This window comes from Reyranella massiliensis 521, assembly GCF_000312425.1.
In the GTDB taxonomy this organism is placed as follows: domain Bacteria; phylum Pseudomonadota; class Alphaproteobacteria; order Reyranellales; family Reyranellaceae; genus Reyranella; species Reyranella massiliensis.
The window spans coordinates 4305743-4329552 of the sequence record NZ_HE997181.1; the positions used below are offsets into that span (position 1 = coordinate 4305743).

The following is a 23810-nucleotide window of genomic DNA, read 5'->3' on the forward strand; positions in this document are numbered from 1 at the left end:
TCGCAGAACCTACTTCCGGTCCATATGCCAGGTGCCATCCCAGCCGGCCGGCGCGCCGTCCCGCAACAGGGCTTGGCAGCGGTCGATGAAGACACGGCAGGGCGCATCCTCCTCGCGCAAGGCGGCAGCCGAGCGGAACGCCGCCAGGGCTTCGTCGAAGCGACCCGCGACATAGGCGTCACGCGCGGCATTCCATCGGGCGAGGAACGCCGCGTGCTCGGGCGCGCTTGCAATCTCACCCAGCGGCTCATGCACATCGTGCACCTCGGTCGTTCCCACGGCCACGACGCGGTCGATGTGACGCCACACGAAAAGCCCGGCGGTCGGCTGGGCGACCTCGCCGCTGGCCAGGATCTCCGTGCCGTAGACCTTGTTCATCCCTTCGAGCCGTGAGGCCTGATTGGCGACCTGGCCGACCAGCGTGTAGTTGATCCGCTCCCGGGCACCGACGTTACCGACCACGGCGGGGCCGGTATGCAGACCGAAGCGCGTGCGAAAACCCGGCCGCCCGCGGTCGCGCCACTTCTCGGAAAGCTCGCGGCCAGCGGCGGCAGCCTGCAGGGCGCCGCGGCAAGCGTTGGCGATGTGATCGGGATCGGGCTCCGGTGCATTCCAGAACGCCATGATGCTGTCGCCGATATACTTGTCGATCATGCCGCGATTGGCCGAGATAGCCGAACCCAGCGCCTCGAAATAGCGCGACAGGCGGCTGGTCAGCAGTTCCGGCTCCATCGTCTCGCTCAGCAACGAGAAGCCCTCGATGTCGGTGAACATCACGGTGATCTCGCGCCGTATACCCCCGACGCCCGACGTCGACGGTGAACGCATGATCTGATGGACAAGATCCTTCGAGACATAGCGGCCGAAGATCTCCAACCCCTCGCGCATGCGCTCGACGGCATCGGACAAACGGACGATCTCGGTGATGCGGCTCTGAACGGGTGTCTGATCGGAGAAGTCGAGCTGACGGATCTGATCGGTCTTGACCGCGATGCGCGCAATCGACCGCGACACCAGGATCGACGCGATAAACGCCGCCAGAATGGCGAGCAGGACCGCCACTGCCGCCGCACCGGCTGCGCGCTCCAGCAAGATGCGAGAATCGGCATTGAGCTCCGACAATGGCACGGCCACAGCGATCGTGAATCTCTGGCCGAGGGTCTCCTGCATGCGATGGGTGATGATGCGGTAGGTGCGACCCGACACCTGCACTTCGCGATCGATCTTCTTGTCGGTCGCCAGCGCATCGACAATCGACTGACGCAGCAGATCGCGCACTGCAGCGTCGCCCGGCAGACAATCCGGCGCATCGGCCGCACAGGGCTCGGACTGGATATCGACTTCGCCTTGGCCGGACCCGATCATGATCACCGAGTTGCTGGTAATCTTGTAGGCTGTCAAAAGCTGGGACAGTGTCGACAAGGTGAAGTCGAAGCCGACGACCCCGTGGCCGTCGCGCAGGGGAACGCCGGCCGATATCCCAGCATCTTCCGTCTGGGCGAAGCGATAGGGCTGGGTCAGGATCGGCCCCTGCGCCTTCATCGCATCGATGTACCAGGGCCGCGTCCGCGGATCGAAGTCGGTCAGCCGCTCTTTGGCGGGACCGTGGCTGCCGTCGGGTGCATAGAACCACCAGCTCTCCCGCCCCTCGGCGATGATACGCACGATGATCGCTTCGCCATCGGGAGCATCGAATTCGAGACGCTGGGCAATCGAGTAGGAGCCCAACCGACCGGCATAGATGAAGCTGCCGTCGCCATAGCCGACGAAGCCGGCCTGCACGACCGAGTGACGGTCGAGCATCGCGATCAGCTGCCGCCGCCGCTCCTCGTCGATCAGCGGATTCTCCGTGGCGTTGAAGCTCGGACCATCGGCCAATGTCTGGCCGACCGAGACGACGGTACGCAGCCCCTCCGTCATGAAGCGCTCGACCGCCACTTCGAGCGCGGCAACGCGCTGGTCGGTCCCGCGCCGCTCCAGTGAACTGACCGACCGCCAGCCGAGCCAGAGCAGCGCCACCGCAAGCGGCAACACAATAAGCGCCATCAGCGTCAGGATGGTGACGCTGAACGAAATAGACCGACGACTTTGCTTCATTTCAGTCGAGGCTGAAGGCCAGCCCGGCTATTCCCTTACAGCCGCCCACTTGCAGCCGAGATTCTGCGTGGTGACGGTGAGCATCTTTGGTTGGGACGCAATATTGGCCACGATGTTGAGGTTCATACGCCCCAGATCGAAGTCGCCCGTGTAGATGCCATTGGCCCGCTGCTTCAGCTTGACGTTGATGCCGCCGGCCGACTTGATCTCCGCCTGGCCGTTCACCATCAGGAACGTGTGCTCACGGGTGAAGGAAGGGTCGGCAGAGATGCAGCCCTGGATGTTCTTGGGGTCGGCCTTCAGCCAGAACTTCACATCGGCATCCTGCGCTGAAGCCGCAACAGGAGCCACTCCCGCAAGAACGAGAGCGGCAATTTTGATCATCTTCATCATTCGGTCCCTCCGATCCCGTTCCCACTCTACAGCGGCGGGATCGGGCCGTCAGTCTTTACGGCCGAGCAACCCGTAGGCAAAGCCCGCGATCAGGCCGCCGACGATCGGCGCCACCCAGAAGAGCCAAAGCTGCGAAATTGCCGCGCCGCCGACAAACAGCGCCGGCGCCGTGCTGCGTGCCGGATTGACCGACGTATTGGTGACGGGAATGCTGATCAAGTGGATCAAGGTCAGCGCAAGACCGATCGCCAGACCCGCCGCCGCCGGATGCGCCTTCTTGTCGGTGGCGCCGAGGATCACCGTCACGAATCCGAAAGACAGGGCGATCTCGATCACAAGAGCCGCGGTCATACTGTACTTACCGGGCGAATGGTCGCCGTAGCCGTTGGTCGCAAAGCCGCCGATGTCGGCGCCGGCTTTGCCGGTTGCAACCACATAGAGGATGGCTGCGCCCGCGATGCCGCCCAGGACCTGCGCGATCACATACTGGATGACCTCGCTCCAGGGAAAGCGACCGCCGGCGGCAAGGCCTACCGTTACGGCTGGATTGAAGTGGCCGCCCGACACGCCGCCAACGGCGTAGACCATGGTGAGAACGGTGAGGCCAAAGGCGAGCGCGACGCCGACGAAGCCGACCCCGAGCTGAGGAAAGGTCGCTGCGAGAACAGCACTGCCGCAGCCGCCAAGCACAAGCCAGGCGGTTCCCAGAAATTCGGCATAAAGGCGATTGGCGATGGGCATCTTCAGTTCCCCCGAACAGTTGTCAGCACCAGACACCCCATCCCCGTTTGCAGCTTAGCATTGTTTACCGCCAATTTCTTCAATCGTGTGGATGACTTGCCGCGCTGCACAAGCGAAGCGTCACCAAATCGAAATTCAGTGGTCATGAAAGCGTCCTAGCGTCCGCTCCTCATCGAAGGAGTTTGCGCCATGTTCCTGCGCCGCCGCCGTTTGATTGCTGCCTCGGGCCTCGCCGCCACGAGTTTCGCCCTGCCCCGGGTCGCCATCGGCCAGGCCGACCAGCGGCCGAGCATCACCATCGCCGTGCAGCAGATCGCCAACAGCGCGGCGCTGGAGCCCCTGCGCGAGCAGTCGAATGTCGGCCAGCGCGCCTTCTCATTCCTCTTCGAGACGCTGATCATGTCGAACCTGCTCGGCAAGCTGGAGCCGGTGCCGGGCCTTGCCGAAAGCTGGAAGCGGATCGACGACCGCACCGTAGAGTTCAGCCTCCGCAAGGGCGTGAAGTTCCACAATGGCGACGAGCTCACGGCCGACGACGTGGTCTTCACCTTCAGCCGCGACCGCATGTTCGGTCCCGACTACGACATCTCCTCGACCAAGACGCTGTTCACCTCGGTGCTGATCCGCGACTCGAACCAGGGCAAGAACCTGCCGCCGGAAGTGCCGGCTGTGGCCAAGCGCCTGTTCCCGGCACTGGAGAAGGTCGAAGCGGTCGACAAGTACACGGTGCGCTTCACCAACCGCACGCCCGACGTCACCCTGGAGGGCCGCATCGGCCGGCTGGGCAGCGACATCATCTCCCGCCGCGCCTACGAGGAAGCCAAGAGCTGGCTCGACTGGGCGCGCGCGCCGGTTTCGACCGGCCCCTACAAGGTGCGCGAGTTCCAACCCGACCAGGTGCTGGTGATGGACGCGCATGACGACTATTGGGGTGGCCGCCCGCCGATCAGGAGCGTGCGCATGGTGGTCGTGCCGGAAGTCGCGACCCGCATCAACGGCCTGCTGGCCGGCCAGTTCGACTTCATATGCGACGTTCCGCCAGACCAGATCCCCGGCATCGAAAAGAACCCGAAGTTCGAGGTACTGGGCAGCACGATCGTCAACCACCGCCTTACGGTGTTCGACAAGAACCATCCGCGTCTTGCCGATCCGCGCATCCGCCGGGCCTTCACCCACGCGATCGACCGTCAGGCGATCGTCGAGGCGCTGTGGTCGGGCCGCACGCGCGTGCCGGCCGGCCTGCAGTGGGAATTCTACGGGCCGATGTTCGTCGAGAACTGGACGGTGCCGTCCTACGACCTGGCCAAGGCCAAGGCGCTCCTGAAGGAGGCCAACTACAAGGGCGATCCGATCCCCTATCGCCTCCTGAACAACTACTACACCAACCAGGTCTCGACGGCGCAGGTCCTGATCGAGATGTGGCGTCAGGCCGGCCTCAACGTGCAGATCGAGATGAAGGAGAACTGGCAGCAGATCTTCGACACCAACAGCCCGCGCGCCGTGCGCGACTGGTCGAACAGCGCCGGTTTCAACGACCCTATCTCCTCGATCGTGGCGCAGCATGGCCCGCAGGGCCAGCAGCAACAGGTCGGCGAATGGACCAACGAGGAGATGAACAAGCTCTCCGCGGCTCTCGAAGTCGAGACCGACATGCAGAAGCGCCGGGCGATGTTCAAGCGCATGCTCGAGATCTGCGAACGCGAAGATCCCGCCTTTACGGTACTGCACCAGAACGCGACCTTCACCGCCAAGCGCAAGGACATCAAGTGGAAGGCTTCGCCGTCCTTCGCGATGGAGTTCCGTAACACCAACTTCGCCAGCAACTAGGTACGGACGATGAGCGCTCCCCTTGTTGCCCTGCGCGGCCTCACCGTCGATTTCGAGAAGGACGGACACCTCTCGCGCGCCGTCGACGGTGTCGACCTCGAGATCGCGCCCGGAGAAGCCCTGGGCATCGTGGGCGAATCGGGCTCGGGCAAGAGCGTGACCTGGCTGGCCGCGCTCGGCCTGCTGCCGGCCAAGGCATGCGTCGCGGGTTCGGTGCGGCTCGAAAAGCAGGAGTTGATCGGCGTATCGGCGCGCGTGCTCGAGGACGTGCGCGGCAAACGCATCGCCATGATCTTCCAGGATCCGTCGAGCTGCCTGAACCCCGTGCATCGCATCGGCTGGCAGCTCGTCGAGGCCCTGCGGCTTCACCGCGGCCTCCATGGCAAGGCGGCCGAGGCCGAGGCGTTGCGGCTGCTCGACCAAGTGGGTATCGCCGATGCCCGCCGCCGACTGCAGGACTATCCGCACCTTCTCTCCGGTGGTCTTAACCAGCGCGTGATGATCGCCATGGCGCTGGCCGGCCAACCCGACCTTCTGGTGGCCGACGAGCCCACCACGGCGCTCGACGCCACCATTCAGGCACAGATCCTGGCCCTGCTGAGCAGCATTCGCCGCGACACCGGCATGGCGCTGGTGTTGATCAGCCACGATCTCGGCGTCGTCGCCGAGAATGTCGACCGGGTCGCCGTGATGTATGCCGGCCGCCTGGTCGAGGAAGCGCCGGGCGACGATCTGTTCGGCGCGGCGCGTCATCCCTACACGCAAGGTCTGCTCGCGGCCCTTCCCTCTCTTACGGGTCCACGCCGACGGCTCGCGGCAATCCCCGGCACGGTACCCGATCCGTGGAGCGTGCCGGCCGGTTGTCGCTTCGCGCCGCGCTGCCCGGTCGCCGAGACCCGCTGTTCCAGCGCACCGCCACCGGCCCGCTCCGTGGGCTTCCGCCACCTCGCGACCTGCCACCGGCAGGTTGCGGCCGGTTACTCGGCCTGGTCCTTGCCGCAGGCGGCGGAATGACCGCGCTGCTCGAAGCGACCGGCCTTCGCCGCCACTATCAGGTTCGTGCCGGAAACGGCCTCTTCACCACCAAAGCAACGTTGCGTGCCGTCGATGGCGTTTCGCTGACACTCGCGCCGGGACGAACTCTGGGCCTCGTGGGCGAGTCGGGTTGCGGCAAGTCGACCACCGGCAAGCTCGTGCTGGGTCTGGTGCCACCGAGCGCGGGCACGGTGCGCTATCGCGGTGAACCGCTTCCTGCTGTCGGGACACCGACCTGGCGGAGGCTGCGCCGCCACATCCAGATGGTCTACCAGGATCCGCTGGGCGCCCTCGATCGCCGCCTGCCGGTCGGCTGGCAGATCGAAGAACCGCTCGCCATCCACGGACAAGCCACACCCGCCGAACGCCGCGACCGCGCCCAGGCCGCCATGAACAATGTCGGCCTGCAACCGCACCAGTACGACCGCTATCCGCACGAACTGTCCGGTGGCCAGCGCCAGCGCGTCGTCCTGGCGCGCGCCCTGATGACCGGCCCCGACCTGCTGGTGTGCGACGAGCCGATTTCCGCACTCGATGTTTCCATTCAGGCGCAGGTCGTGAACCTCTTGCTCGACCTGCAGGAACAGCTCGGCATCGCCTATCTCTTCATCAGCCACGACCTCAAGGTCGTGCGGCAGGTAAGCCACGACGTGGCTGTGATGTATCTCGGTCGCATCGTCGAACAGGGCGAAGCCGAGAGCCTGTTCGCCGCACCGGCACATCCCTATACGCGCGCCCTGGTCTCGGCGATCCCCACCATCGGTCCCCGCCGCGAGCGCCTGTTGCTCCAGGGCGATCCGCCCAATCCGGTGAACGTGCCATCGGGCTGCGCCTTCCATACGCGCTGCCCCTTCGCGACCGCGCAGTGCCGCGCCGAGACCCCGACCTTGCAGCCGATGGCAAGCGGCCGGCTGGTTGCCTGCCACCGCGTTCACGAACCCGCCCTGCAGGTCGCTGCCTGATGCTGACGTTCGTCATTTCGCGCCTGCTGCGTGCTGGCCTGACCATCCTGTTCGTGATGACCTTCGCCTTCATCGTCCTTCGGCTGTCGGGTGATCCGGCGCTGCTCATCATGTCGGTCGATGCTCCTCCCGAAGCCGTGGCGGCCTTCCGCGAGGCCTGGGGCCTCAATCGCCCGATCTGGGAGCAATATTTCTCCTACATCGGCCATGCCTTCACCGGCGACTTTGGCAAGTCGATGCGCGACGGCCGGCCCGCCATCGACCTGGTGATGGAGCGCGTGCCCGCGACCCTCGCCATCACGATGCCGGCGCTCGCCCTCAAGATCGGCCTCGGGATTCCCGCCGGCATCTACGCCGCCCTCCATCGCAACTCGATGGCGGACCGGCTGACCATGGCGGCCTCCGTGGCGGGCTTCACCATGCCGAGCTTCGTGCTGGCCCTGCTGCTGGTCCTGGTCTTCGCCGTCCAGCTCGGCTGGCTGCCGGCGAGCGGCAGCGGCTCGCTCGACCATGCCATCCTGCCGATCATCACCCTTGGCACCGGCGGCGCCGCGATCATGGCGCGCTTCACGCGCTCGGCCATGCTCGAAGTGCTGGGCCAGCCGTACATCCGCGCCGCATCGGCCAAGGGCGTGAACTGGCGCCGTGTCGTGTCGCGCCATGCCCTGCCCAATGCCGCCATCCCGACCGTGACCATCGTCGGCTTCATGGTGGGCAGCCTCGTGGCCGGCGCTGTGGTGGTCGAAAGCGTCTTCGCCTGGCCGGGAATCGGACGGCTGCTGGTCTCCGCCGTCGCCAACCGCGACCTTGCGGTGGTGCAGGCCATCCTGATGGTGATCGCGACCTGGATGGTGGCCGCCAACTTCACCGTCGACCTCGCCTATGGCTGGCTCGATCCGCGCGTGCGCAACGCTGCGGCGCATTGAGGACTGTCATGGCCATTGCAGAGCACACGTCCACTGCCTCCGTCGCGATCTCCCGCCGTCGCTTCTTCAAGCTGCCGTTCGGCGTCTCGCTGGCATTGGGGTGGCTCGGGCTGATGATCGTGGTCGCGCTCGGGGCCGAGCTATTGACGCCCTATTCCTTCACGGCGCTCGATCTCAAGGCGCGCCTGTCGCCGCCCTTGTTGATGGGCGGCAGCTTCGCGCATCCTTTGGGCACTGATGAGCTTGGCCGCGACGTGCTCTCGCGGTTGATCGTGTCGATCCGCATGAGCCTGCTGATCGCCCTGTTCGGCACCATCATCGCGGCCAGCCTCGGTACGGCCCTTGGCTTCCTGGCCGCTCACTTCCGCGGCAAGGTCGAGCAGCTCGTGCTGATGGCCATCGACTTCCAGGCCAGCATGCCGTTCATGATCATCGCCCTGTCGGTGCTCGCCTTCTTTGGCAACAACCTCGTCCTGTTCATCGCCCTGATGGGCTTCCATTCCTGGGAGCGCTATGCCCGCATCGCACGCGGCCTCACCCTGGCGGCGAACGAGCAGGGCTATGCCGCGGCGGTACGCCAGCTCGGGGCCGGGCCGGGCCGCATCTATGGCCTGCACATCCTGCCCAACATCGCTTCGACCCTGATCGTCTCCATGACGCTCACCTTTCCCGAGATCATCCTGCTGGAGAGCGGGCTCTCGTTCCTCGGCCTCGGCGTGCAGCCGCCGCTGACTTCGCTCGGCAACATGGTGGGTTATGGCCGCGAATACATCACGCGCGCGCCCTGGATCATGCTGGCACCCGCCGGCGCCATCGTGGTGACGACGCTTTCGATCAGCCTGCTGGGCGACTGGCTGCGCGACCGGCTCGATCCGACCCTGCGCTGATCTTCTATTCGACGCCGAGATAGATCCGCTGGACGTCGGGATTGTCGAGCATCGCCTTGGCCGGCCCCTCGAGCACCGTGCGCCCGACCTGCAGGACATAGGCATGGTCGGCGGCTTCCAGCGCGACATCGACCGACTGCTCGGCTAGCAGGATGGTCTGGCCGGCTTTGTGAAGGGCGGCAAAGCTGTCGTACATCGCGTCGACGATGGCAGGGGCCAGCCCGAGGCTGGGCTCGTCGAGAAGCAGCAGCCGCGGCTCGCTCATCAGCGCCCGGCCAACCGCCAGCATCTGGCGTTCGCCGCCCGACATGGTGCCGGCCTGTTGCAGGCGCCGCTCCTTGAGCCGCGGGAAGACGCTGTAAACGCGGTCGAGCAGGTCGGGAATGCGCTTGCGGTCGGCGAGCGGGGTGGCGCCCAGCAGCAGGTTGTTTTCAACGCTCTGCTGCGTGAACAGCCGCCAGCCTTCCGGCGAGAGCGCCAGCCCCTTGCGCACGATGGCATAGGCCGGCTGGCCGGCGATGTTCTCGCCCGCGAAGCTCACCTCGCCCTTCGAGACGGGCACGATGCCGGCAATGGCATTCAAGGTCGTGGTCTTGCCGGCGCCGTTGGAGCCCAGCAATGCCACGACCGAGCCCTGCGGCACTTCGAGCGACACTTCGGCCACGCCGATCAGGTCGCCGTAGCGCACCTCGAGGTGGCTGATCTTGAGCAGCGGCTGGCTCATCCGTACCGTACCTTGCGACGGCCGAGATAGGCTTCGATCACGACCGGATCGCTCGTCACCTCGCGCGGCGTACCACGCGCGATTTCGCGGCCCTGGTGGAACACCACGACCCTCTTCGCCAGCGACACGATCACTTCCATGATGTGTTCGACGATCACGATGGTGATGCCGCCGCCATGAATGCGCCGCACCAGTTCGATGGCCTCGCGCACCTCGGTCGGCGTCAGACCGGCCATCGCCTCGTCGAGCAGCAGCACCTTGGGCTCCGACGCAAGCGCGCGGGCGATTTCCAGACGCTTGCGGCCGGGCGTCCCCAGGCTGCGCGCCGGCGCATCGGCGAACTGACCGAGCCCGACCCTGTCCAGCACCGCCCGCGCCTTCGTCCGTGCGTCCCTGGCATTGGGATGACGCAGGAGCGCGCCGATCATCGCATTGTCGAGAACCGTCATGGATTCGAAGGTGAGCGGCACCTGGAAGCTGCGCGCAAGGCCCAGCCGCGCCCGCGCTTCCGGCGGTTCCTTGGTCACGTCGGCGCCGGCGAAATGCACGCTGCCCGAGGTCGGCGGCAGATCGCCGGTCAGGCAATTGAAGAAGGTCGACTTGCCGGCGCCGTTCGGCCCGATCAGGCCCAGGATATCGCCCTCCTCGACCGTCACCGAGGCATTGTCGACCGCCTTGAAGGCGCCGAACGCCTTGGTGATGCCGCGCGCCTCAATCAGCATGGCCGTCCACCGTCTTCGAGGCACGAGGCGCCGTCGGCCGACGCCGGTCGAGCAGCGACAGCAGGCCGCTCGGCAGGAAGCGCGCGATGATCACGATGATCGCGCCGTAGACCACGAAAGTGAGGCCCGCGCCCTGCCCGCCGAGATAGCTGTTCGACAGTTCCTCCAGCGGCACCAGGATCAGCGCGCCGACCAAGGGACCGAAGAGCTGCCCGGCACCGCCCAGCGCCGCCATCACCACCATCTTGACGGAGATCAGGATGCCGAAGCCCGACTCGGGATCCACGAAGCCGAACATGGTGAGGTAGAGCGAGCCCGCAAGCGCAGTGAAGGCCGCGCTCAGCATGTAGGCATAAAGCTTGTAGCGACCGGCCGACACGCCCAGCGAGCGCGCGGCGCGTTCGCTGTCCTTGATTGCGCGCAGATAGAAGCCCATGCGGCCGCGTTCGATCATGTGCGTCAGCCAGAGCAGACCCGCGAGGACGGCAAGGAAAATGTAGTAGTAGGGCGTCGCCGAGATGAAGGAGAGGTCGAGCACGCCTCTTGGCACCGGCGGCCCACCGAGGCCTTGCGCGCCGCCCAGGAACTCCGATGTCGAACTGAGCACGCGCACCAGCTCGGCAACCGCGATGGTCGCCATGCTGAAATAATGACCGGAGAGCTTCAGCGTCGGTACGCCGATCACGGCGGCAACGAGAACGCTCAACGCCATGCCGATCGGTGCCCCAGCAATCGGCGGCAGGCCGAGATAGGTATAGGTCACGACAGCCGAATAGGCGCCGATGCCGAAGAAGACGGAGTGGCCGACCGAAACCTGGCCGGCATAACCCCCGACAATATTCCAGGCGGAGGCGCCGATTGCCGCCAGCAGGACCAGCGCTCCGAGCCGCGCCCAGACCGGCGAGCCCGCGACGATCAGTGGATAGGCGAGCACGAGCGCCACGAGCACGATCTGGAGCAGGCGGTGACGCGTCATGCCTTCCCCATCAGGCCCTGTGGCCGGAACCACAGGACCAGCACGAACAGGATGTAGACGATGACGTCCTTGTAGACGGGACCGATCAGGTAGGCGGAGAGCGATTCCACAACGCCGATGACAAGGCCGGCCACCAGCGCGCCCAGCACGCTGCCGAAGCCGCCGAACGACACGGTGACGAAGGCCACGATGGCGAGCGTCTCGCCCACCGTCGGCGAGGTGTAGAAGAAGGTCGCGATCAGCGCGCCGGCGATGCCCGTCGCAGCGCCGGCCATGCCCCAGGCCAGGGCCTGCATGCGCTGCGGCCGGATGCCCATGAGCTGGGCAGCCGTCGCATCCTCCGAGACGGCCAGCATGCGACTGCCGATGGCCGTACGCGTCAGCAGCAGGTGCAGCGCCAAAGTGACCACGAGGCCGACAATTCCAGCCAGGACCCTCGCACCCTCGAAGCGGATACCCGCCAGAATGAACGAATGGCCGACCAGATCGTCGGGCAAAGTCTTGAAGTTGGCGCCGAAGGTCCAGAGCGCGCCATAGCGCAGGAACAGCGCGAGGCCGAATGTTCCCAGAATCTGGGCCAGCATCGGGCCGCGCATGATGTGGCGGACCAGCAGGAAGTAGCTCGCAATGCCCAAGGTCGCGATCAGCATGGCGGCGGCCGGCACCGAGGCCCAGGGTCCGCCGCCCAGCGCCGTCCAGATCATGACGGCGGTGTACATGCCCAGCATGACGAAGTCGCCGTGAGCGAAGTTCACGACGTTCATCATGCCCCAGATCAGGGTGAGGCCGGACGAGAAGAGCGCGTAGACTGCGCCCAGCAGCAGGCCGCTGACCACGACCTGCACGAGGATCGTCGACATTGCGGGACTCTTCCCGCTGCGACCGTGCCTACCAGCCCTTGTACGGCAGGATCAGCTCGTGAGTGGCGCGCGATTTCGGCCAGACCGATACGTAGTTGCCGTTGCGCATCTGCGTGATCAACGTCGAGGCCTGAACGTTCTGGCCTTTGTCGTCGAACTTCACGCCATCGTAGCCTGCCACGAGCTGTTCCGGCTTCATCTCGACGGCGCGCAACGCATCGCGGATCTTTGCCGGATCGGTCGAGCCGGCCTTGTTGATGGCCTCGGCCATCACGAAGAAGGCCTGCAGCACACGCGCCGAGACGTCGTCGAGGCCATCGCCGCCGGTCTTCTTCTTGTAGAGCTCGTCGAGGATCGCCGCGACGCTGCCCGGCTTGCCCGAGGCGAAGACCGAACGGCTGATCAAGCCCTCCGTGACCGAGCCCATGGCCTTCACGAAGGCCGGGTCGTTGAAGCCGCCATCGTCGGCGATCAGGATCGACGGCTTCCAGTTCAGTTCCTTCATCGTCTTGGCATAGAGGATCGCGTCCGACGTATAGGAGATGAAGATGACGACGTCGGGGTTCTTCTCCTTGAGCTGCAGTACCTGCGGCTGCACGTCGGTCGAGTTGGCCGAGTAGGCGATCTTCTGCGTGACCGGCAGACCCGCCTTGCCGAAGGCGTCCGCCAGCACGCTGGAGACCGAGTTGCCGTACTCGGTGTTCTCGTGGACGATCGCAATCGAATCGACCTTGCGGCCCGCCGCCTTCTGCTCGTTGAGGAAGGTCGAGTAGGCCTTGGCAAAATCCGCGGCGACCGGCGTGGTACGGAAGAACCACTTGAAGCCGCGCTCCGTCAGATTGGCGGCCACCGACTCGGCATTGAGGAAGGGAATGCCGTAGCGCTCCGCGACAGCCGACGCGGTAAGCGTGATGCCGGATTGATAGCAGCAGATGACAGCGGCGACTTTTTCCTCGGTGATCAGGCGCAGCGTCTGGTTCTGTCCGGCCGCCGGCGTGCCCTGATTGTCGGCGATCACCATCTGGATCTTGGCGCCCTTGAGGCCCGGCAACCCACCACCTTTCGCCAGCGGCATCACCTTGGCGAGTTCGGCATTGCCGTTGTTAATGATATCGGCCCCCATCTCGAAGGCCATCTTGGCGTAGTTGCCGGTGCTCGCGGAGTTGCCACTCAAGGGATAGACGGCACCGATTTTGACGACCTGCTGGGCGCCGGCGGTCCCGCCAAGTCCCAGAAGAGCAAGTGCGGCAGCCGCCGCCACAGTCCGACGCATAGCCTTGATCATTGATGTCCCCCAGATCAGACGTGCCCGCACCGCGAAAGTCTGGCACGGCCTCAGGCCATCAGCAAATCCGGTAGCGTTCCACGGCCGCAGGATCGAGTTCGATACCCAACCCCGGCCCGTCGGGTAGCAGGACATGTCCGGCCTCTAGCCTGGGTGGCGTCTTCAGCAATTGCGTACGGAGTGCATTGTCGCTCATGTCGTATTCCAGCATCTGCGGGTAAGGCGGATGCTCAGTATGCGGCGAGGCCGGCAACGAGGCGATGAAGTGGCAGGCTGTTGCCAGCCCGACGCCACCACCCCAGACATGCGGTGCCAGTCGCAGGTTCTGTGCTAGCGCCAGCGTGGCGATACGCTTGGCCTCGGTGAGCCCGCCGACGCCGGGAACCGAGGGCTGCACGATGTCGATGCAGCGCCCGTCGATCAGGGCGCGAAAGTCGCGAATCGTATGATGCGCCTCGCCGGCCGCCAGCGGGATCGGCGAACGTGCCCGCAGTTCGGCATAGCCCCGCAGGTCGCCCGGCGGCAACGGTTCCTCGATCCAGTGGATGCCGAAGGGTTCGATGGCGCGGGCGCATTCCAACGCCACGTCAGCCGTATAGGCACCGTTGATATCGACCATCAGAAGCTTGTCCGGTCCCAGCGCTTCGCGGCTGCGACGCACGCGAGCGACATCGTCGCGGATGCCACGGCCGATCTTGATCTTGGCCCCGGCATAGGGATGGTCCGCCGCCTCGGCCAGCATATGGTCGAGCTGACGGTCGGGATCGTCGGAGAAGAAGCCGGTCGAGGCATAGGCGGGAATCCGCGTCGTGCCGCAGCCGCCGATCAGGTCGCAGACGCGCACGTCGAAGCCTCGTGCAATGGCATCCCATAGCGCCACGTTGATGCCGGCGAGGCAGGCGGTGAGCTGGTTGCCGACGCCCAGGTGATACATCGCGTTGCGGACTCGCGCCTCGACATGATCGAAGTCGAAGACGCTGCGACCGATAAACATCGGCTCGACCATGCGGAAATACTCGCGCGAGACCAACGGATTGCCGAAGACCTCGCCGATCCCCTTCACACCCTGTTCGGTTTCGACCTCGATGAAGCCACCCTGGCGGCGGAAGCCACCGCCACGCGACATTCCGTAGGCTTTCTCCGGCGCAAAGACATACTCCAGACCTGTGAACGACAGATGCTTGATGGTGGGCATGGATGCTTCCTCTCCTGTCGGTCTATGGTGCACGCCAAATCGAATTGGAGACAATGTCCATGAACATTCCCAAGACCCATCGCCGTGTCGTCCTCGTCCGCCGGCCGCCGGGCGAGCCTGCCGAAACCGATTTCCGCGTCGAGGAAGCGCCCGTGCCCGAGCCGCGGCACGGCGAGGTGCTGGTGAAGGTGCACTATCTCTCGCTCGATCCCTATCAGCGCGGCCGCATGCGCGATGCCGCCTCCTATGCGGCTCCGGTCGGCCTCAACGAGGTGATGACAGGCGGCACGGTGGGCGAAGTGGTGAAGTCCGAGCATGCGGGCTTCAAGGTCGGCGACATCGTCGAGGATCGTCTCGGCTGGCAGGAATATGCGATCGGCGGCGGCCCCACCCTGCGCAAGGTCGATCCCACCATCGCGCCGATCTCGACCGCCAACGGCGTGCTGGGCATGCCGGGCATGACCGCCTATTTCGGCCTGCTGCATGTCGGCCAACCGAAGCCCGGCGAGACCGTCGTGGTTTCGGCGGCCTCTGGCGCCGTCGGCCAGGTGGTCGGCCAGATCGCCAAGCTCATGGGCTGCCGCACCGTCGGCATCGCGGGCGGCGCCAAGAAGTGCGCCTTCGTGAAGGATGAGCTCGGCTTCGATGCCTGCATCGACTACAAGGCCGAGAAGGATCTCGATGCGGCCCTGCGCGCCGCCTGCCCCAACGGCATCGACGTCTATTTCGACAATGTCGGCGGCGCGATCTCCGACGCCGTGCTGCGCAACCTCAACTTCTTCGCCCGCGTGGCGCTCTGCGGCTCGATCTCGCAGTATAATGCCACCGCCGCCGAACTGGGCCCGCGCCTGATGGGCACCTTCGTCGGCAAGCGCGTGACCGCTCGCGGCTTCATCGTCACCGACTTCGCCCAACAGTATGGGCCGGCGATGCGCCAGATGGGCGAATGGGTCCGCGCCGGCAAGGTGAAGTACCGCGAGGATGTCGTCAGCGGCATCGACAAGGCGCCGCGCGCCTTCATCGGCATGCTGCGGGGCGAGAACTTCGGCAAAATGCTGATCAAGCTCGTCTGAGTTTTGCCATGAGCTACGACGCCCCCCTCGCCGGCCTCAAGGTCGTCGATCTCAGCCAGGGTATCGCTGGCCCCTATTGCGCCATGCTGCTCGCCCAGCATGGCGCGGAAGTGATCAAGGTCGAGAGCATCGGCGAGGGCGATTGGGCCCGCGCGCTCGGCGTGCGCTACGAAAGTCACACTGCTTTCTCGATCATCGGCAACATGGGCAAGCGCAGCATCTCGGTCGATCTCAAGACAGAGGCCGGCAAGCAGGTGCTATGGCGGCTGCTCGAGGGCGCCGACATCTTCCTCGAAGGTTTCCGCCCCGGCGTGATCAAGCGCCTGGGCTTCGACTACGAGGCGGTATCGGCCCGCGAGCCGCGCATTCTCTACGTCTCGATCTCGGGCTTCGGCCAGACCGGCCCGCTCGCCGAGCGGCCGGCGATGGATCCCGTGCTGCAAGCCTACACCGGCATGATGATCGAGAATCGCGGCGAGGACGGAATCCCTCACCGTGTGCCGGTCATCGTCGTCGACATGTCGACCGCGCTCTATGCCTATCAGGCCTTGAGCACGGCCCTCTATGCGCGACGCGACGAACCGCGCGGACGTTACATCGACGTCAGCCTCATGCAGGCCGCAACGGCGCTGCAGTCGATCCGGCTGATGGCCTGCCACCTCGAAGGCGGCACGATGAAGCCGGGCGGTGTGCCAGGCGGCGTGTTCAAGACGGCCGATGGCTGGATGTCGATCGTTGCCATCAACGACCGCGACTGGGCAAGCCTGTGCGCGGCGATGGACATGCCTGCACTGGCCCAGGAAGCACGCTTTGCCACGCCGGCTCTGCGGCTTGCCAACGAAGCCGCCGTATACGCAATCGTCCGCCCGGCGATTGCCGCCAAACCATCGGCGCATTGGAGCGCGCGTCTCACCGAAGCACGTCTGATGCACGAGCGCCTGAACAGCTACGCCGACTTTCTCGACCAGCCGCAGGTGCGCGAGACCGGCCTGATCCACTGGCTCGAGCAAGCCGGCCTGCCGCAGAAGGTTCCGGTGCCGGCGCTTCCCGGCCTGCAGCCACCCATGCCAGGTACGCTCCGTGCAGAGGCTCCCGTGCCGGGCCAGCACAGTGCCGCGATCCTGGCAGAGCACGGCTACACGCCCGCTGAAATCGCCTCCCTGCTGGACAATGGCACGGTCGCTGCGGCGAGGTAGAGTGGCGCCATGAAGAAGAAGGCCGTTGTCGTCGGTGCGCTGGGTGTGATCGGCCGCTACATCGTCGAGAAGCTCGTCGCCGAAGGCGACTGGCAGGTGGTCGGCCTGTCTCGCCGCCCTGCGAGGAACGGTCCGCGCTACAGCCACGTCGCCGTCGACCTGCTCGATCTCGACGATGTCGCGGGCAAACTCGGAAAGCTTCGCGACGTCACGCACATCTTCTACGCCGCCTTCCAGCCCGGCACCGGCAACGCCGCGAACTATGCGGCGGTGATCGCCCCCAACCGCGACATGCTGGTGAATTCGGTGAGCGCCATCGCCAAGGCCTCGCGCTCGCTGCAGCGGGTCGTGCTGGTGACGGGCACGAAGTATTACGGCACACATCTCGGCCCGCTGAAGACGCCGATGCGCGAGACCGACCCGCGGCACATGCCGCCGGATTTCTATTTCGACCAGATCGACTGGCTGACCGCCTTCCAGCGCGGCAAGAAGTGGAGCTGGGCGGAACTCCGCCCGCAAACGCTTTGTGGCTTCGCGCCGGGCACGGCGATGAGCATTCTCCCCGCGATTGCCGTCTATGCCGCCATCTCCAGGGAACTCGGCCTGCCGCTGCGCTTTCCTGGCAAGCCCGGCGCCTATGGCACGATCTATCAGGTGACGGAGTCCTCGCACTTCGCCAACGCGGCCCTCTGGGCGGCGACGGAGAAGCAGGCAGCCAACCAAGCCTATAACATCACCAACGGCGACTACTTCCGCTGGCGCAACGTCTGGCCGCGCATCGCCGAGGTCTTCGACATGAAGGTGGGCGACGTCCAGACGATCAGCCTCACCCAGCAGATGGCCGACAAGGCCGACCTCTGGACGGTCATGACCAGGAAGCACGGCCTCAGGCAATTCGACTTCGGCCAGCTCGTCGCCTGGCCGTTCGCCGACTATGTATTTGGCTCGGACTGGGACGTAATGTCCGATGTCACCAAGAGCCGCCTGCATGGTTTCCAGGAGGTGGTCGACAGCGAGGCCATGTTCGAGCGCCTGCTGACGCGCTTCCGTAAGGAGAGAATTGTTCCGTGATTACCCTGCTCGATCCGGTCAGCTATCGGCGTACACCCTGGAAGAATGGCGGCGGAACGACCGTCGACATCGCCTATTCGGGCGAGAGCTGGCGGTTCGGCCGCACCCCGATCGTCGAGCCTGGCCCCTTCTCCGACTACACCGGCCACGATCGCGTTCAGGTGCTGGTGGCCGGCAGCGGCCTCGTGCTGGAAACGCCACAGGGCGAGATCGACGTACGCCAGCCCTTTCGCCCCGTGCGCTTTGCCGGCGAGACACCAATCGTCAGCCGGCTGGAAGCAGGCCCGGTCGAGGTCGTGAACCTGATCGGCGCGCGGGCCGAGGTGTCAATCGACATGGTCGTCCTCGACGAAGGCCACACACTCAATCTCCAGCCCGGCACTCACATCGCCTACAATCCTCGCGGCGAGGCGGCCGTTGCCGTACAGGGCAACGAACGCCCCTTGGGCGCAGACTATGCGCTGAGGTTACAGCTCACGGGGCCACTGCGCCTCACCGGCCTCACAGGTTGCCTGCTGGTCGCCAGCATCACTTGAGGAACCGGCTCACTTGCACTTCACTTCTTCCTTGTATTCGCCGTTGGGCTTCCACTCGCGCTTGATCTTGCAGCCGCCCTGGCGGAACTCTTCCTTGCCCTCACCGACGTACGCGCGGCCATAGCCGGGCTTGCAGTCGACCTTGGTTTCGGATTCTCCATCGTCATCGAACTTGCGTTCGATCTCGCAGCCGTTGCTGCGATATTTCTGTGACCGGCTGTCGGCCAATACACTTGCTGCCGACGCCAGGATCAACAAAGCCGGCATGAAGGACAAAAGACTGGCTTTCATCGCGGGCTCCTTAAACTACTTCACCGAGGATCAAGCCTTGGCGGAGAATATGGCCCGACCGTGACCGAGCCCGATCACCAGGAGGAGTTTCGATGCGGATTGCAGTAGTCGGCGCCGGCGGCGTCGGAGGTGGTTTTGGCGCTGCCCTTGCCCATGCTGGCGCGGACGTCACGTTCATCGCACGTGGCGCCCATCTTGCCGCCATGAAAAATCATGGCCTCAGGATCGAGAGCGAGCGTGGCAACACCCACCTGAAGCCGACCCAGGCCACCGACGATCCTGCTACCGTCGGCCGGGTCGACTATGTGCTGTTCTGCGTCAAGCTGTGGGACGTCGAAAGCGCGGGCGAGGCCATCAAGCCGATGGTCGGACCGTCGACGGCGGTGATTACCCTGCAGAACGGCGTCGATGCTCACGAGCGACTGATCCCGATCCTCGGTCCGCAATCGGTGATGCCGGGCGTCGCCGGCATCAGCGCGACCATCGCCGAGCCGGGCCTGATCCGCCAGACCGGGAAGGCCATGCGCATGACCTTCGGCGAGCCCGACGGCAGCCGCAGCCCGCGTGCGGTGGGCTTCGCCGAAATGTGCAAGAAGGCCGGCATCGACGGTGTGTTGAGCGAGTCGATCCTGACCGACCTGTGGCTTAAGTTCCTGATGCTTGCCGCCAATGCCAGCGTATCGGCGTTGACCCGCCTGCCGCTCGGCGAGATCCGCGGCGACAAGGATATCGACGCCCTGTTCCATGCCGCCTATCGCGAAGTCGTCGATGTCGCCCGCGCGGCCGGCATCGCCCTTCCGGCGGATGCCGTGGACCGGGCGGTGTCGTTCACCCGCAATGCGCCGCCTCATCTCATGCCGTCGATGGCGACCGATCTGCTGCGCGGCAATCGCATCGAACTGCCCTGGCTTTCCGGCAAGCTCATCGAACTCGGCGCCAGACACAATGTCCCGACACCGACACACACGGTGATGTATGCTGCGCTCAAGCCCTACATCATGGGCAGGCCGGCCTGAGGGAAAAATGCGCCTTCTTCTCGTTCTCCTTTCCATTCTTGTCGCTGGCGGCAGCGTCTCGGCTGCCGATCTCAAGCTCCTGACGGCCGGCGCCTACAAGCCGGCAGCGCTGGAACTCGTTGCGGCATTCGAGAAGAAGACCGGGCACAAGGTTACGATCGACAACGGCACGGCGGGCGCGTTGCAGAAGCGCGTCGCCGAGGGCGAGTATTTCGATGTGCTGGTGATCCCGCCGATCCCCATGGCATCGCTTCTCGGCAACCGCGTCGACGAGAGCAGCGCCAAGGAGCTGGCGCGCGCCGGCATCGGCGTCGGCATCAAGCAGGGAGCGCCTGCGCCCGACCTTTCCAATGTCGACGGCTTCAAGAAGGCGCTGCTGGCCGCCCGCGCCGTGGCCTACATCGATCCTGCGGCCGGCGGTTCGAGTGGCATCTATCTCGCGAGGCTGTTCGAGAAGCTGGGCATCGCCGACCAGATCAAGGCGAAGGCCGTGCTGGTTCCGGGCGGGCTGGTCGCCGACCGCATCGTCGACGGCAAGGCCGACATTGCCCTGCAGCAGAGCAGCGAACTCATGGGCGTGCCCGGCGTCCAGTACGTCGGCCCGATCCCCCTCGATGTGCAGCACTACACGATCTATTCCGGCGGCGTCTCCGTGGCTTCGCGCAATCGCGCCGCGGCCGACGCTCTTCTGCTGGCGCTGTCCGATCCCGGCAACGGACCAGTCCTGAAGAAGAAGGGCCTGGATAGTCCGTGACCATGACCGAGACGCAAGTTTCCGCGCCGCCCATCGAGGCGGAGCGCTGGTTCAACACCGATCAGCCCCTCAGCCTCGAGATGTTCCGCGGCAAGGTCGTGGTGCTACACGCTTTTCAGATGCTCTGCCCCGGCTGCGTTTCGCAGGCCGTGCCGCAGGCGCGGCGCCTGTACGAGATCGCCAAGAATCTCGACGATCTCGTGGTGCTGGGCATCCATACGGTGTTCGAGCATCACGCGGCGATGACGCCGGTATCGCTCGAAGCCTTCCTGCACGAATACCGCCTGGCCTTCCCGGTCGCCGTGGACCGGCCCTCGTCGGACGGCCCGATCCCGCGGACGATGGCGGCCTACGGCTTCAAGGGAACACCCTCGACGGTCGTCATCGACCGCGAGGGACATATCACGCGCCACACTTTCGGCGCCGAGGACGATCTCGTCCTCGGCCTCGTTCTGGGCAGCCTGCTCAGCGCCCGGCCTTGAGCTCGTCGAACGCCTCTTTCCACGCATTGATCGTGTGATCGAGGTCGGCGCGGGTATGCGCCACACTGACATAGTACTTGCTCTCGCCCTTCATGATGCCACGGGCGCGCAGATGCTGGTTGAAGCGCTTCAGCATGGCGGCATCGCCCTTCAGCGTGTCGCGATAATCCTTGATCGGCTGGTCGGTGAAGACGATGTCGAACAGCGGCGGCTCACCGACCACCTGCGCTTTCAGACCGGCCTTCCGGATGAGCTCGTTCAGCGCGCCCATCAGCTCCCGGCCCGCCTCGAAGACCTTGTCGTAGGTGCCGGGCTGCTTCAGCACCTGCAGCGTCGCAAGGCCGGCGACGGCGGCCACGGGATTGCCGGACAGCGTGCCGACCTGGAAGATGAAATCCTCGTCGGTCATGGCGAGCCGGTCGAAATGCTTCATGATGTCGGCACGGCCGGCGATGGCCGCCAGCGCAAAGCCGCCGCCCACGATCTTGCCCAGGGTGCAGAGGTCGGGCGTGACGCCGTAATATTCCTGCGCGCCGCCATAGGCGAAGCGGAAGCCGGTCACGACCTCGTCGAAGATCAGCGGAATGCCATGCTTGGCGGTCACGGCGCGCAGCGCCTGCAGGAAGCCGGGCTTGGGCGGGATCAACCGCTGGAACGGCTCGACAATGACACCGGCCAGTTCGTCCTTCTGCTCTTCGATCAGGCTCTCGACCATTTCGATGTCGTTGAAGGCAGCGATCACCATTTCGTCGACCACCGACTTGGGAATACCTGCCGAGTCCAAGGTGCCGCGCGGAAAGTTGCCGGGGTTCTTGGGCGCCAGAGAAACGAGCGCATAGTCGCTCATGCCGTGGTAGCCGCCCTCGAACTTCAGGATCTTGTCGCGCTTGCGGAACGCCCGCGCCGCACGCATCGCGTAGAGATCGGCTTCGGTGCCGGAGCAGACAAAGCGCACCTGCTCGGCGCAGGGCACGGCGTCGACGATCGCTTCGGCCAGCGCAATGCCATGCCGGTTGTTGCCGAAGAAGGTCGTGCCCAGGGGGACCTGTGCCTGCACGGCGGCCGTGACCTCGGGATGGGCGTGGCCGATGAACATCGGCCCCGAGCCCAGGAGAAAATCGACATACTCCCTGCCGGCTTCGTCGTAGATGCGGCCGCCCTTGCCTTCCTTGAGAATCACCTCGGCCGGCATATTGCCGAAGCTGCCACCCGGCAACACGCGCTTGGCCTGTTCGACGAGTTCGTTGGTCGGATCGATCTGGGTCTGGATGTTCATGGCTTCCTCTACGCGCTACTCGATCGGGACGAAAATGGAATGGCGCATCTTGCCTGCGACCGCTTTGGAAAAATGGCCCTTGCCGTGCGTGTCCTCCACCAGGATGACTTCGCCCGGACCAATGATGCGTGTTTCACCGTCGCTCGCCTGAATGGAAACGCCGGCATCGAGGTTGATGATGTACTGCCGACGCGGGGCCGGATGCCATTCGTAATCGTAGGTGCCCGGCGTCTGGCGAAAGATGATGCCGGTGGCCGGCAAGGTGGCCGAGGTCTTGCCGCCACGCCCTTCGTTCTTCCATTCGACCTCGATATCGCGGAAGTGCGTCTCGCCCTCGGCGTCGACATATAGGTTATGGATCCGCATGAATTTTTCTCCGCCTTGCCCTGCCAAAGATCCAGCTTAGAACGAAACCATGCTGAGAAAACCTATTGAGGCCGCCCTTTTCGACATGGACGGTCTGCTGATCGACACCGAAGCGGTCTATGTCGAGGCGCTGCAGGCGGCGGCGCAAAGCCTCGACCTCGAAATGCCGCTGACCTTCTGCCATTCGATGGTCGGCATTCCGGGCAAGGAATGCGACGTCATGATCCAGAACTTCTATGGGGCCGGCTTCCGCATCGAAGAGTTCCGGATGCGCTTCTCCAGCCATGCACAAAGCCTGCTGGAGGCCAACATCCCCGTTAAGCCGGGTGTGGTCGAACTGCTCGACTTCCTGGCCGCCCGCGGCCTGCCCTTGGCTGTCGCCACCTCAGCAGGCCGGGCCACGGCGGAGCGCCATCTCGGCCGCGCCGGCCTGCTCGACCGCTTCCGCGCCGTCGCGACGCGCGACGATGTCGTGCACGCGAAGCCCGCGCCGGATGTCTATCTGGAGGCCGCTCGCCGTCTTGGCATCGCGCCGGAGCGCTGCGTCGCCTTCGAGGATTCGAACGTCGGCCTAACGGCTGCGCATGCCGCCGGGACCATGCCGATCATGGTGCCCGACATCCTGCCGCCGCTTCCCGAGGTTCGCGACAAGTGCATCACCGTGCTGGGCAGCCTGCGCGAAGCACGCCGGCTGTTCGAAGCCGCCCTCTAGAAAGAGATCGGAGCATCCGCATGAAGATGATCTCGCACAGCCCCGTGTCGGGCATCTATCCGGCGACGCCCGACTATCTGCACGCGCTTGAGGTACGCAACCCGAGCCGCTTCCTCTACGTCAGCGGCACCATGGGCCTCGACGAGCGCGGCATCGCCGGAAAGACACTGTCGGATCAGCTCGAGTTGATCTGGTCGAACCTGCGGGCCATCTTGGCCAGCGCCGACATGTCAGTCGACAACATCGTTCGGGTCACCAGCTACCTGCGCGACCCTTCCTACGCAGAGGCCAATCAGAACGCGCGAGTCGCTGCCCTCAAAGGCCGCGTCGTCCCGACGACCGCCATCGTCGTCCAAACTCTCGCTGCCGACTGGCTTGTCGAACTGGAAATCGTCGCAGCGGCTTGA

The 23810-nt window shown here is 65.2% G+C and carries 26 protein-coding genes; 14 read left to right on the forward strand and 12 right to left on the reverse strand.

What is annotated here, in order from left to right:
• Positions 1-9 precede the first annotated feature (9 nt).
• The 3 genes from BN60_RS20975 to aqpZ are packed head-to-tail and all read right to left on the reverse strand — an operon-like array spanning position 10 to position 3225.
• Complete coding sequence (locus BN60_RS20975; RefSeq protein ID WP_020698110.1) at positions 10-2097, reverse strand: adenylate/guanylate cyclase domain-containing protein; 2088 nt, start codon at positions 2095-2097, stop codon at positions 10-12.
• A gap of 27 nt (positions 2098-2124) precedes the next feature.
• The gene (locus BN60_RS20980) at positions 2125-2490 is read right to left on the reverse strand and encodes a hypothetical protein (RefSeq protein ID WP_020698111.1); all 366 of its coding nucleotides are present in this window, start codon (positions 2488-2490) and stop codon (positions 2125-2127) included.
• A gap of 48 nt (positions 2491-2538) precedes the next feature.
• A complete protein-coding gene (gene aqpZ / locus BN60_RS20985; RefSeq protein ID WP_215905984.1) occupies positions 2539-3225 on the reverse strand; it encodes an aquaporin Z in 687 nt (228 codons plus the stop codon).
• 195 nt (positions 3226-3420) lie between these two features.
• Between aqpZ and BN60_RS20990 the strand changes: the two genes are divergently transcribed.
• The 5 genes from BN60_RS20990 to BN60_RS21010 are packed head-to-tail and all read left to right on the forward strand — an operon-like array spanning position 3421 to position 8868.
• Positions 3421-5058 carry an ABC transporter substrate-binding protein gene (locus tag BN60_RS20990; protein ID WP_020698113.1) on the forward strand — a complete coding sequence of 546 codons (1638 nt, stop codon included), beginning with the start codon at positions 3421-3423 and terminating at the stop codon, positions 5056-5058.
• Between the two features lie 9 nt (positions 5059-5067).
• Positions 5068-6072 carry an ABC transporter ATP-binding protein gene (locus BN60_RS20995; RefSeq protein ID WP_020698114.1) on the forward strand — a complete coding sequence of 335 codons (1005 nt, stop codon included), beginning with the start codon at positions 5068-5070 and terminating at the stop codon, positions 6070-6072.
• Positions 6069-7055: an ABC transporter ATP-binding protein gene (locus tag BN60_RS21000; protein WP_020698115.1), complete on the forward strand. Its 987-nt coding sequence runs from the start codon at positions 6069-6071 to the stop codon at positions 7053-7055. Before BN60_RS20995 ends, BN60_RS21000 begins: the two co-directional genes overlap by 4 nt.
• Positions 7055-7981 carry an ABC transporter permease gene (locus tag BN60_RS21005; protein ID WP_020698116.1) on the forward strand — a complete coding sequence of 309 codons (927 nt, stop codon included), beginning with the start codon at positions 7055-7057 and terminating at the stop codon, positions 7979-7981. The genes BN60_RS21000 and BN60_RS21005 overlap by 1 nt, the downstream gene beginning before the upstream one ends.
• An 8-nt stretch (positions 7982-7989) precedes the next feature.
• Positions 7990-8868 (forward strand): ABC transporter permease, encoded by an 879-nt coding sequence (locus BN60_RS21010; RefSeq protein WP_020698117.1) that lies wholly within the window; start codon positions 7990-7992, stop codon positions 8866-8868.
• Positions 8869-8872: 4 nt separating this feature from the next.
• Here BN60_RS21010 and BN60_RS21015 read toward each other — a convergent pair whose 3' ends face one another.
• From BN60_RS21015 to BN60_RS21040, 6 genes are read right to left on the reverse strand one after another with little or no spacing between them, the layout of a single operon-like run.
• Positions 8873-9592 (reverse strand): ABC transporter ATP-binding protein, encoded by a 720-nt coding sequence (locus BN60_RS21015; protein ID WP_020698118.1) that lies wholly within the window; start codon positions 9590-9592, stop codon positions 8873-8875.
• On the reverse strand, positions 9589-10314 hold the full coding sequence (locus BN60_RS21020) for an ABC transporter ATP-binding protein (protein WP_020698119.1): 726 nt from the start codon (positions 10312-10314) through the stop codon (positions 9589-9591). Before BN60_RS21020 ends, BN60_RS21015 begins: the two co-directional genes overlap by 4 nt.
• Positions 10304-11290, reverse strand: coding sequence for a branched-chain amino acid ABC transporter permease (locus BN60_RS21025; RefSeq protein WP_020698120.1), 987 nt, complete (start codon positions 11288-11290; stop codon positions 10304-10306). Before BN60_RS21025 ends, BN60_RS21020 begins: the two co-directional genes overlap by 11 nt.
• Positions 11287-12150, reverse strand: coding sequence for a branched-chain amino acid ABC transporter permease (locus BN60_RS21030; protein ID WP_020698121.1), 864 nt, complete (start codon positions 12148-12150; stop codon positions 11287-11289). The genes BN60_RS21025 and BN60_RS21030 overlap by 4 nt, the downstream gene beginning before the upstream one ends.
• Before the next feature lie 28 nt (positions 12151-12178).
• A complete protein-coding gene (locus tag BN60_RS21035) occupies positions 12179-13435 on the reverse strand; it encodes an ABC transporter substrate-binding protein (RefSeq protein ID WP_020698122.1) in 1257 nt (418 codons plus the stop codon).
• Positions 13436-13493: 58 nt separating this feature from the next.
• Positions 13494-14630 (reverse strand): mandelate racemase/muconate lactonizing enzyme family protein, encoded by a 1137-nt coding sequence (locus tag BN60_RS21040; RefSeq protein ID WP_020698123.1) that lies wholly within the window; start codon positions 14628-14630, stop codon positions 13494-13496.
• A 59-nt stretch (positions 14631-14689) separates the two neighbouring features.
• Here BN60_RS21040 and BN60_RS21045 point away from each other — a divergent pair, with 59 nt between their 5' ends.
• The 4 genes from BN60_RS21045 to BN60_RS21060 are packed head-to-tail and all read left to right on the forward strand — an operon-like array spanning position 14690 to position 18506.
• Positions 14690-15703 carry an NADP-dependent oxidoreductase gene (locus BN60_RS21045; RefSeq protein WP_020698124.1) on the forward strand — a complete coding sequence of 338 codons (1014 nt, stop codon included), beginning with the start codon at positions 14690-14692 and terminating at the stop codon, positions 15701-15703.
• Positions 15704-15711: 8 nt separating this feature from the next.
• On the forward strand, positions 15712-16899 hold the full coding sequence (locus BN60_RS21050) for a CaiB/BaiF CoA transferase family protein (protein ID WP_020698125.1): 1188 nt from the start codon (positions 15712-15714) through the stop codon (positions 16897-16899).
• Positions 16900-16908: 9 nt separating this feature from the next.
• Positions 16909-17970 (forward strand): SDR family oxidoreductase, encoded by a 1062-nt coding sequence (locus tag BN60_RS21055; RefSeq protein WP_020698126.1) that lies wholly within the window; start codon positions 16909-16911, stop codon positions 17968-17970.
• Positions 17967-18506 carry a HutD/Ves family protein gene (locus tag BN60_RS21060; RefSeq protein WP_020698127.1) on the forward strand — a complete coding sequence of 180 codons (540 nt, stop codon included), beginning with the start codon at positions 17967-17969 and terminating at the stop codon, positions 18504-18506. Before BN60_RS21055 ends, BN60_RS21060 begins: the two co-directional genes overlap by 4 nt.
• A gap of 9 nt (positions 18507-18515) precedes the next feature.
• Here the strand turns inward: BN60_RS21060 and BN60_RS21065 are convergent, their stop codons facing one another.
• Positions 18516-18797 (reverse strand): hypothetical protein, encoded by a 282-nt coding sequence (locus BN60_RS21065; protein WP_020698128.1) that lies wholly within the window; start codon positions 18795-18797, stop codon positions 18516-18518.
• A gap of 92 nt (positions 18798-18889) precedes the next feature.
• On the opposite strand from BN60_RS21065, the gene BN60_RS21070 reads away from it, so the two are divergent.
• Genes BN60_RS21070 through BN60_RS21080 form a run of 3 tightly spaced genes read left to right on the forward strand, consistent with a single transcriptional unit; the run spans position 18890 to position 21049 of the window.
• Positions 18890-19813 carry a 2-dehydropantoate 2-reductase gene (locus BN60_RS21070; protein ID WP_020698129.1) on the forward strand — a complete coding sequence of 308 codons (924 nt, stop codon included), beginning with the start codon at positions 18890-18892 and terminating at the stop codon, positions 19811-19813.
• A 7-nt stretch (positions 19814-19820) separates the two neighbouring features.
• Complete coding sequence (locus tag BN60_RS21075; protein ID WP_020698130.1) at positions 19821-20567, forward strand: substrate-binding domain-containing protein; 747 nt, start codon at positions 19821-19823, stop codon at positions 20565-20567.
• 2 nt (positions 20568-20569) lie between these two features.
• The gene (locus BN60_RS21080) at positions 20570-21049 is read left to right on the forward strand and encodes a peroxiredoxin family protein (RefSeq protein ID WP_043284181.1); all 480 of its coding nucleotides are present in this window, start codon (positions 20570-20572) and stop codon (positions 21047-21049) included.
• Here BN60_RS21080 and BN60_RS21085 read toward each other — a convergent pair.
• Together BN60_RS21085 and BN60_RS21090 are read right to left on the reverse strand one after the other, a co-directional pair.
• Positions 21033-22325 (reverse strand): aspartate aminotransferase family protein, encoded by a 1293-nt coding sequence (locus tag BN60_RS21085; protein ID WP_020698132.1) that lies wholly within the window; start codon positions 22323-22325, stop codon positions 21033-21035. The two genes, BN60_RS21080 and BN60_RS21085, sit on opposite strands and share 17 nt — an antisense overlap.
• A 15-nt stretch (positions 22326-22340) precedes the next feature.
• Positions 22341-22691 carry a cupin domain-containing protein gene (locus BN60_RS21090; RefSeq protein ID WP_020698133.1) on the reverse strand — a complete coding sequence of 117 codons (351 nt, stop codon included), beginning with the start codon at positions 22689-22691 and terminating at the stop codon, positions 22341-22343.
• Positions 22692-22740: 49 nt separating this feature from the next.
• Between BN60_RS21090 and BN60_RS21095 the strand changes: the two genes are divergently transcribed.
• Both BN60_RS21095 and BN60_RS21100 read left to right on the forward strand, forming a co-directional pair.
• Positions 22741-23403 (forward strand): HAD family hydrolase, encoded by a 663-nt coding sequence (locus BN60_RS21095; RefSeq protein ID WP_043284184.1) that lies wholly within the window; start codon positions 22741-22743, stop codon positions 23401-23403.
• A 20-nt stretch (positions 23404-23423) separates the two neighbouring features.
• Complete coding sequence (locus tag BN60_RS21100; protein ID WP_020698135.1) at positions 23424-23810, forward strand: RidA family protein; 387 nt, start codon at positions 23424-23426, stop codon at positions 23808-23810.

Excerpts from the sequence above, each read along its gene's own strand:
- BN60_RS21000 (WP_020698115.1), top strand. The coding sequence starts at position 6,069 with ATGACCGCGCTGCTCGAAGCGACCGGCCTTCGCCGCCACTATCAGGTT.
- BN60_RS21040 (WP_020698123.1), bottom strand. The coding sequence starts at position 14,630 with ATGCCCACCATCAAGCATCTGTCGTTCACAGGTCTGGAGTATGTCTTT.
- BN60_RS21020 (WP_020698119.1), bottom strand. The coding sequence starts at position 10,314 with ATGCTGATTGAGGCGCGCGGCATCACCAAGGCGTTCGGCGCCTTCAAG.
- BN60_RS21075 (WP_020698130.1), top strand. The coding sequence starts at position 19,821 with ATGCGCCTTCTTCTCGTTCTCCTTTCCATTCTTGTCGCTGGCGGCAGC.
- BN60_RS21015 (WP_020698118.1), bottom strand. The coding sequence starts at position 9,592 with ATGAGCCAGCCGCTGCTCAAGATCAGCCACCTCGAGGTGCGCTACGGC.
- BN60_RS21005 (WP_020698116.1), top strand. The coding sequence starts at position 7,055 with ATGCTGACGTTCGTCATTTCGCGCCTGCTGCGTGCTGGCCTGACCATC.
- BN60_RS20980 (WP_020698111.1), bottom strand. The coding sequence starts at position 2,490 with ATGATGAAGATGATCAAAATTGCCGCTCTCGTTCTTGCGGGAGTGGCT.
- BN60_RS21030 (WP_020698121.1), bottom strand. The coding sequence starts at position 12,150 with ATGTCGACGATCCTCGTGCAGGTCGTGGTCAGCGGCCTGCTGCTGGGC.
- BN60_RS21070 (WP_020698129.1), top strand. The coding sequence starts at position 18,890 with ATGCGGATTGCAGTAGTCGGCGCCGGCGGCGTCGGAGGTGGTTTTGGC.
- BN60_RS21080 (WP_043284181.1), top strand. The coding sequence starts at position 20,570 with ATGACCGAGACGCAAGTTTCCGCGCCGCCCATCGAGGCGGAGCGCTGG.
- BN60_RS21100 (WP_020698135.1), top strand. The coding sequence starts at position 23,424 with ATGAAGATGATCTCGCACAGCCCCGTGTCGGGCATCTATCCGGCGACG.
- BN60_RS21010 (WP_020698117.1), top strand. The coding sequence starts at position 7,990 with ATGGCCATTGCAGAGCACACGTCCACTGCCTCCGTCGCGATCTCCCGC.
- BN60_RS21035 (WP_020698122.1), bottom strand. The coding sequence starts at position 13,435 with ATGATCAAGGCTATGCGTCGGACTGTGGCGGCGGCTGCCGCACTTGCT.
- BN60_RS20995 (WP_020698114.1), top strand. The coding sequence starts at position 5,068 with ATGAGCGCTCCCCTTGTTGCCCTGCGCGGCCTCACCGTCGATTTCGAG.
- BN60_RS20990 (WP_020698113.1), top strand. The coding sequence starts at position 3,421 with ATGTTCCTGCGCCGCCGCCGTTTGATTGCTGCCTCGGGCCTCGCCGCC.
- BN60_RS21045 (WP_020698124.1), top strand. The coding sequence starts at position 14,690 with ATGAACATTCCCAAGACCCATCGCCGTGTCGTCCTCGTCCGCCGGCCG.
- BN60_RS21055 (WP_020698126.1), top strand. The coding sequence starts at position 16,909 with ATGAAGAAGAAGGCCGTTGTCGTCGGTGCGCTGGGTGTGATCGGCCGC.
- BN60_RS21025 (WP_020698120.1), bottom strand. The coding sequence starts at position 11,290 with ATGACGCGTCACCGCCTGCTCCAGATCGTGCTCGTGGCGCTCGTGCTC.
- BN60_RS21085 (WP_020698132.1), bottom strand. The coding sequence starts at position 22,325 with ATGAACATCCAGACCCAGATCGATCCGACCAACGAACTCGTCGAACAG.
- BN60_RS21090 (WP_020698133.1), bottom strand. The coding sequence starts at position 22,691 with ATGCGGATCCATAACCTATATGTCGACGCCGAGGGCGAGACGCACTTC.
- BN60_RS21050 (WP_020698125.1), top strand. The coding sequence starts at position 15,712 with ATGAGCTACGACGCCCCCCTCGCCGGCCTCAAGGTCGTCGATCTCAGC.
- BN60_RS21095 (WP_043284184.1), top strand. The coding sequence starts at position 22,741 with ATGCTGAGAAAACCTATTGAGGCCGCCCTTTTCGACATGGACGGTCTG.
- BN60_RS21065 (WP_020698128.1), bottom strand. The coding sequence starts at position 18,797 with ATGAAAGCCAGTCTTTTGTCCTTCATGCCGGCTTTGTTGATCCTGGCG.
- BN60_RS20975 (WP_020698110.1), bottom strand. The coding sequence starts at position 2,097 with ATGAAGCAAAGTCGTCGGTCTATTTCGTTCAGCGTCACCATCCTGACG.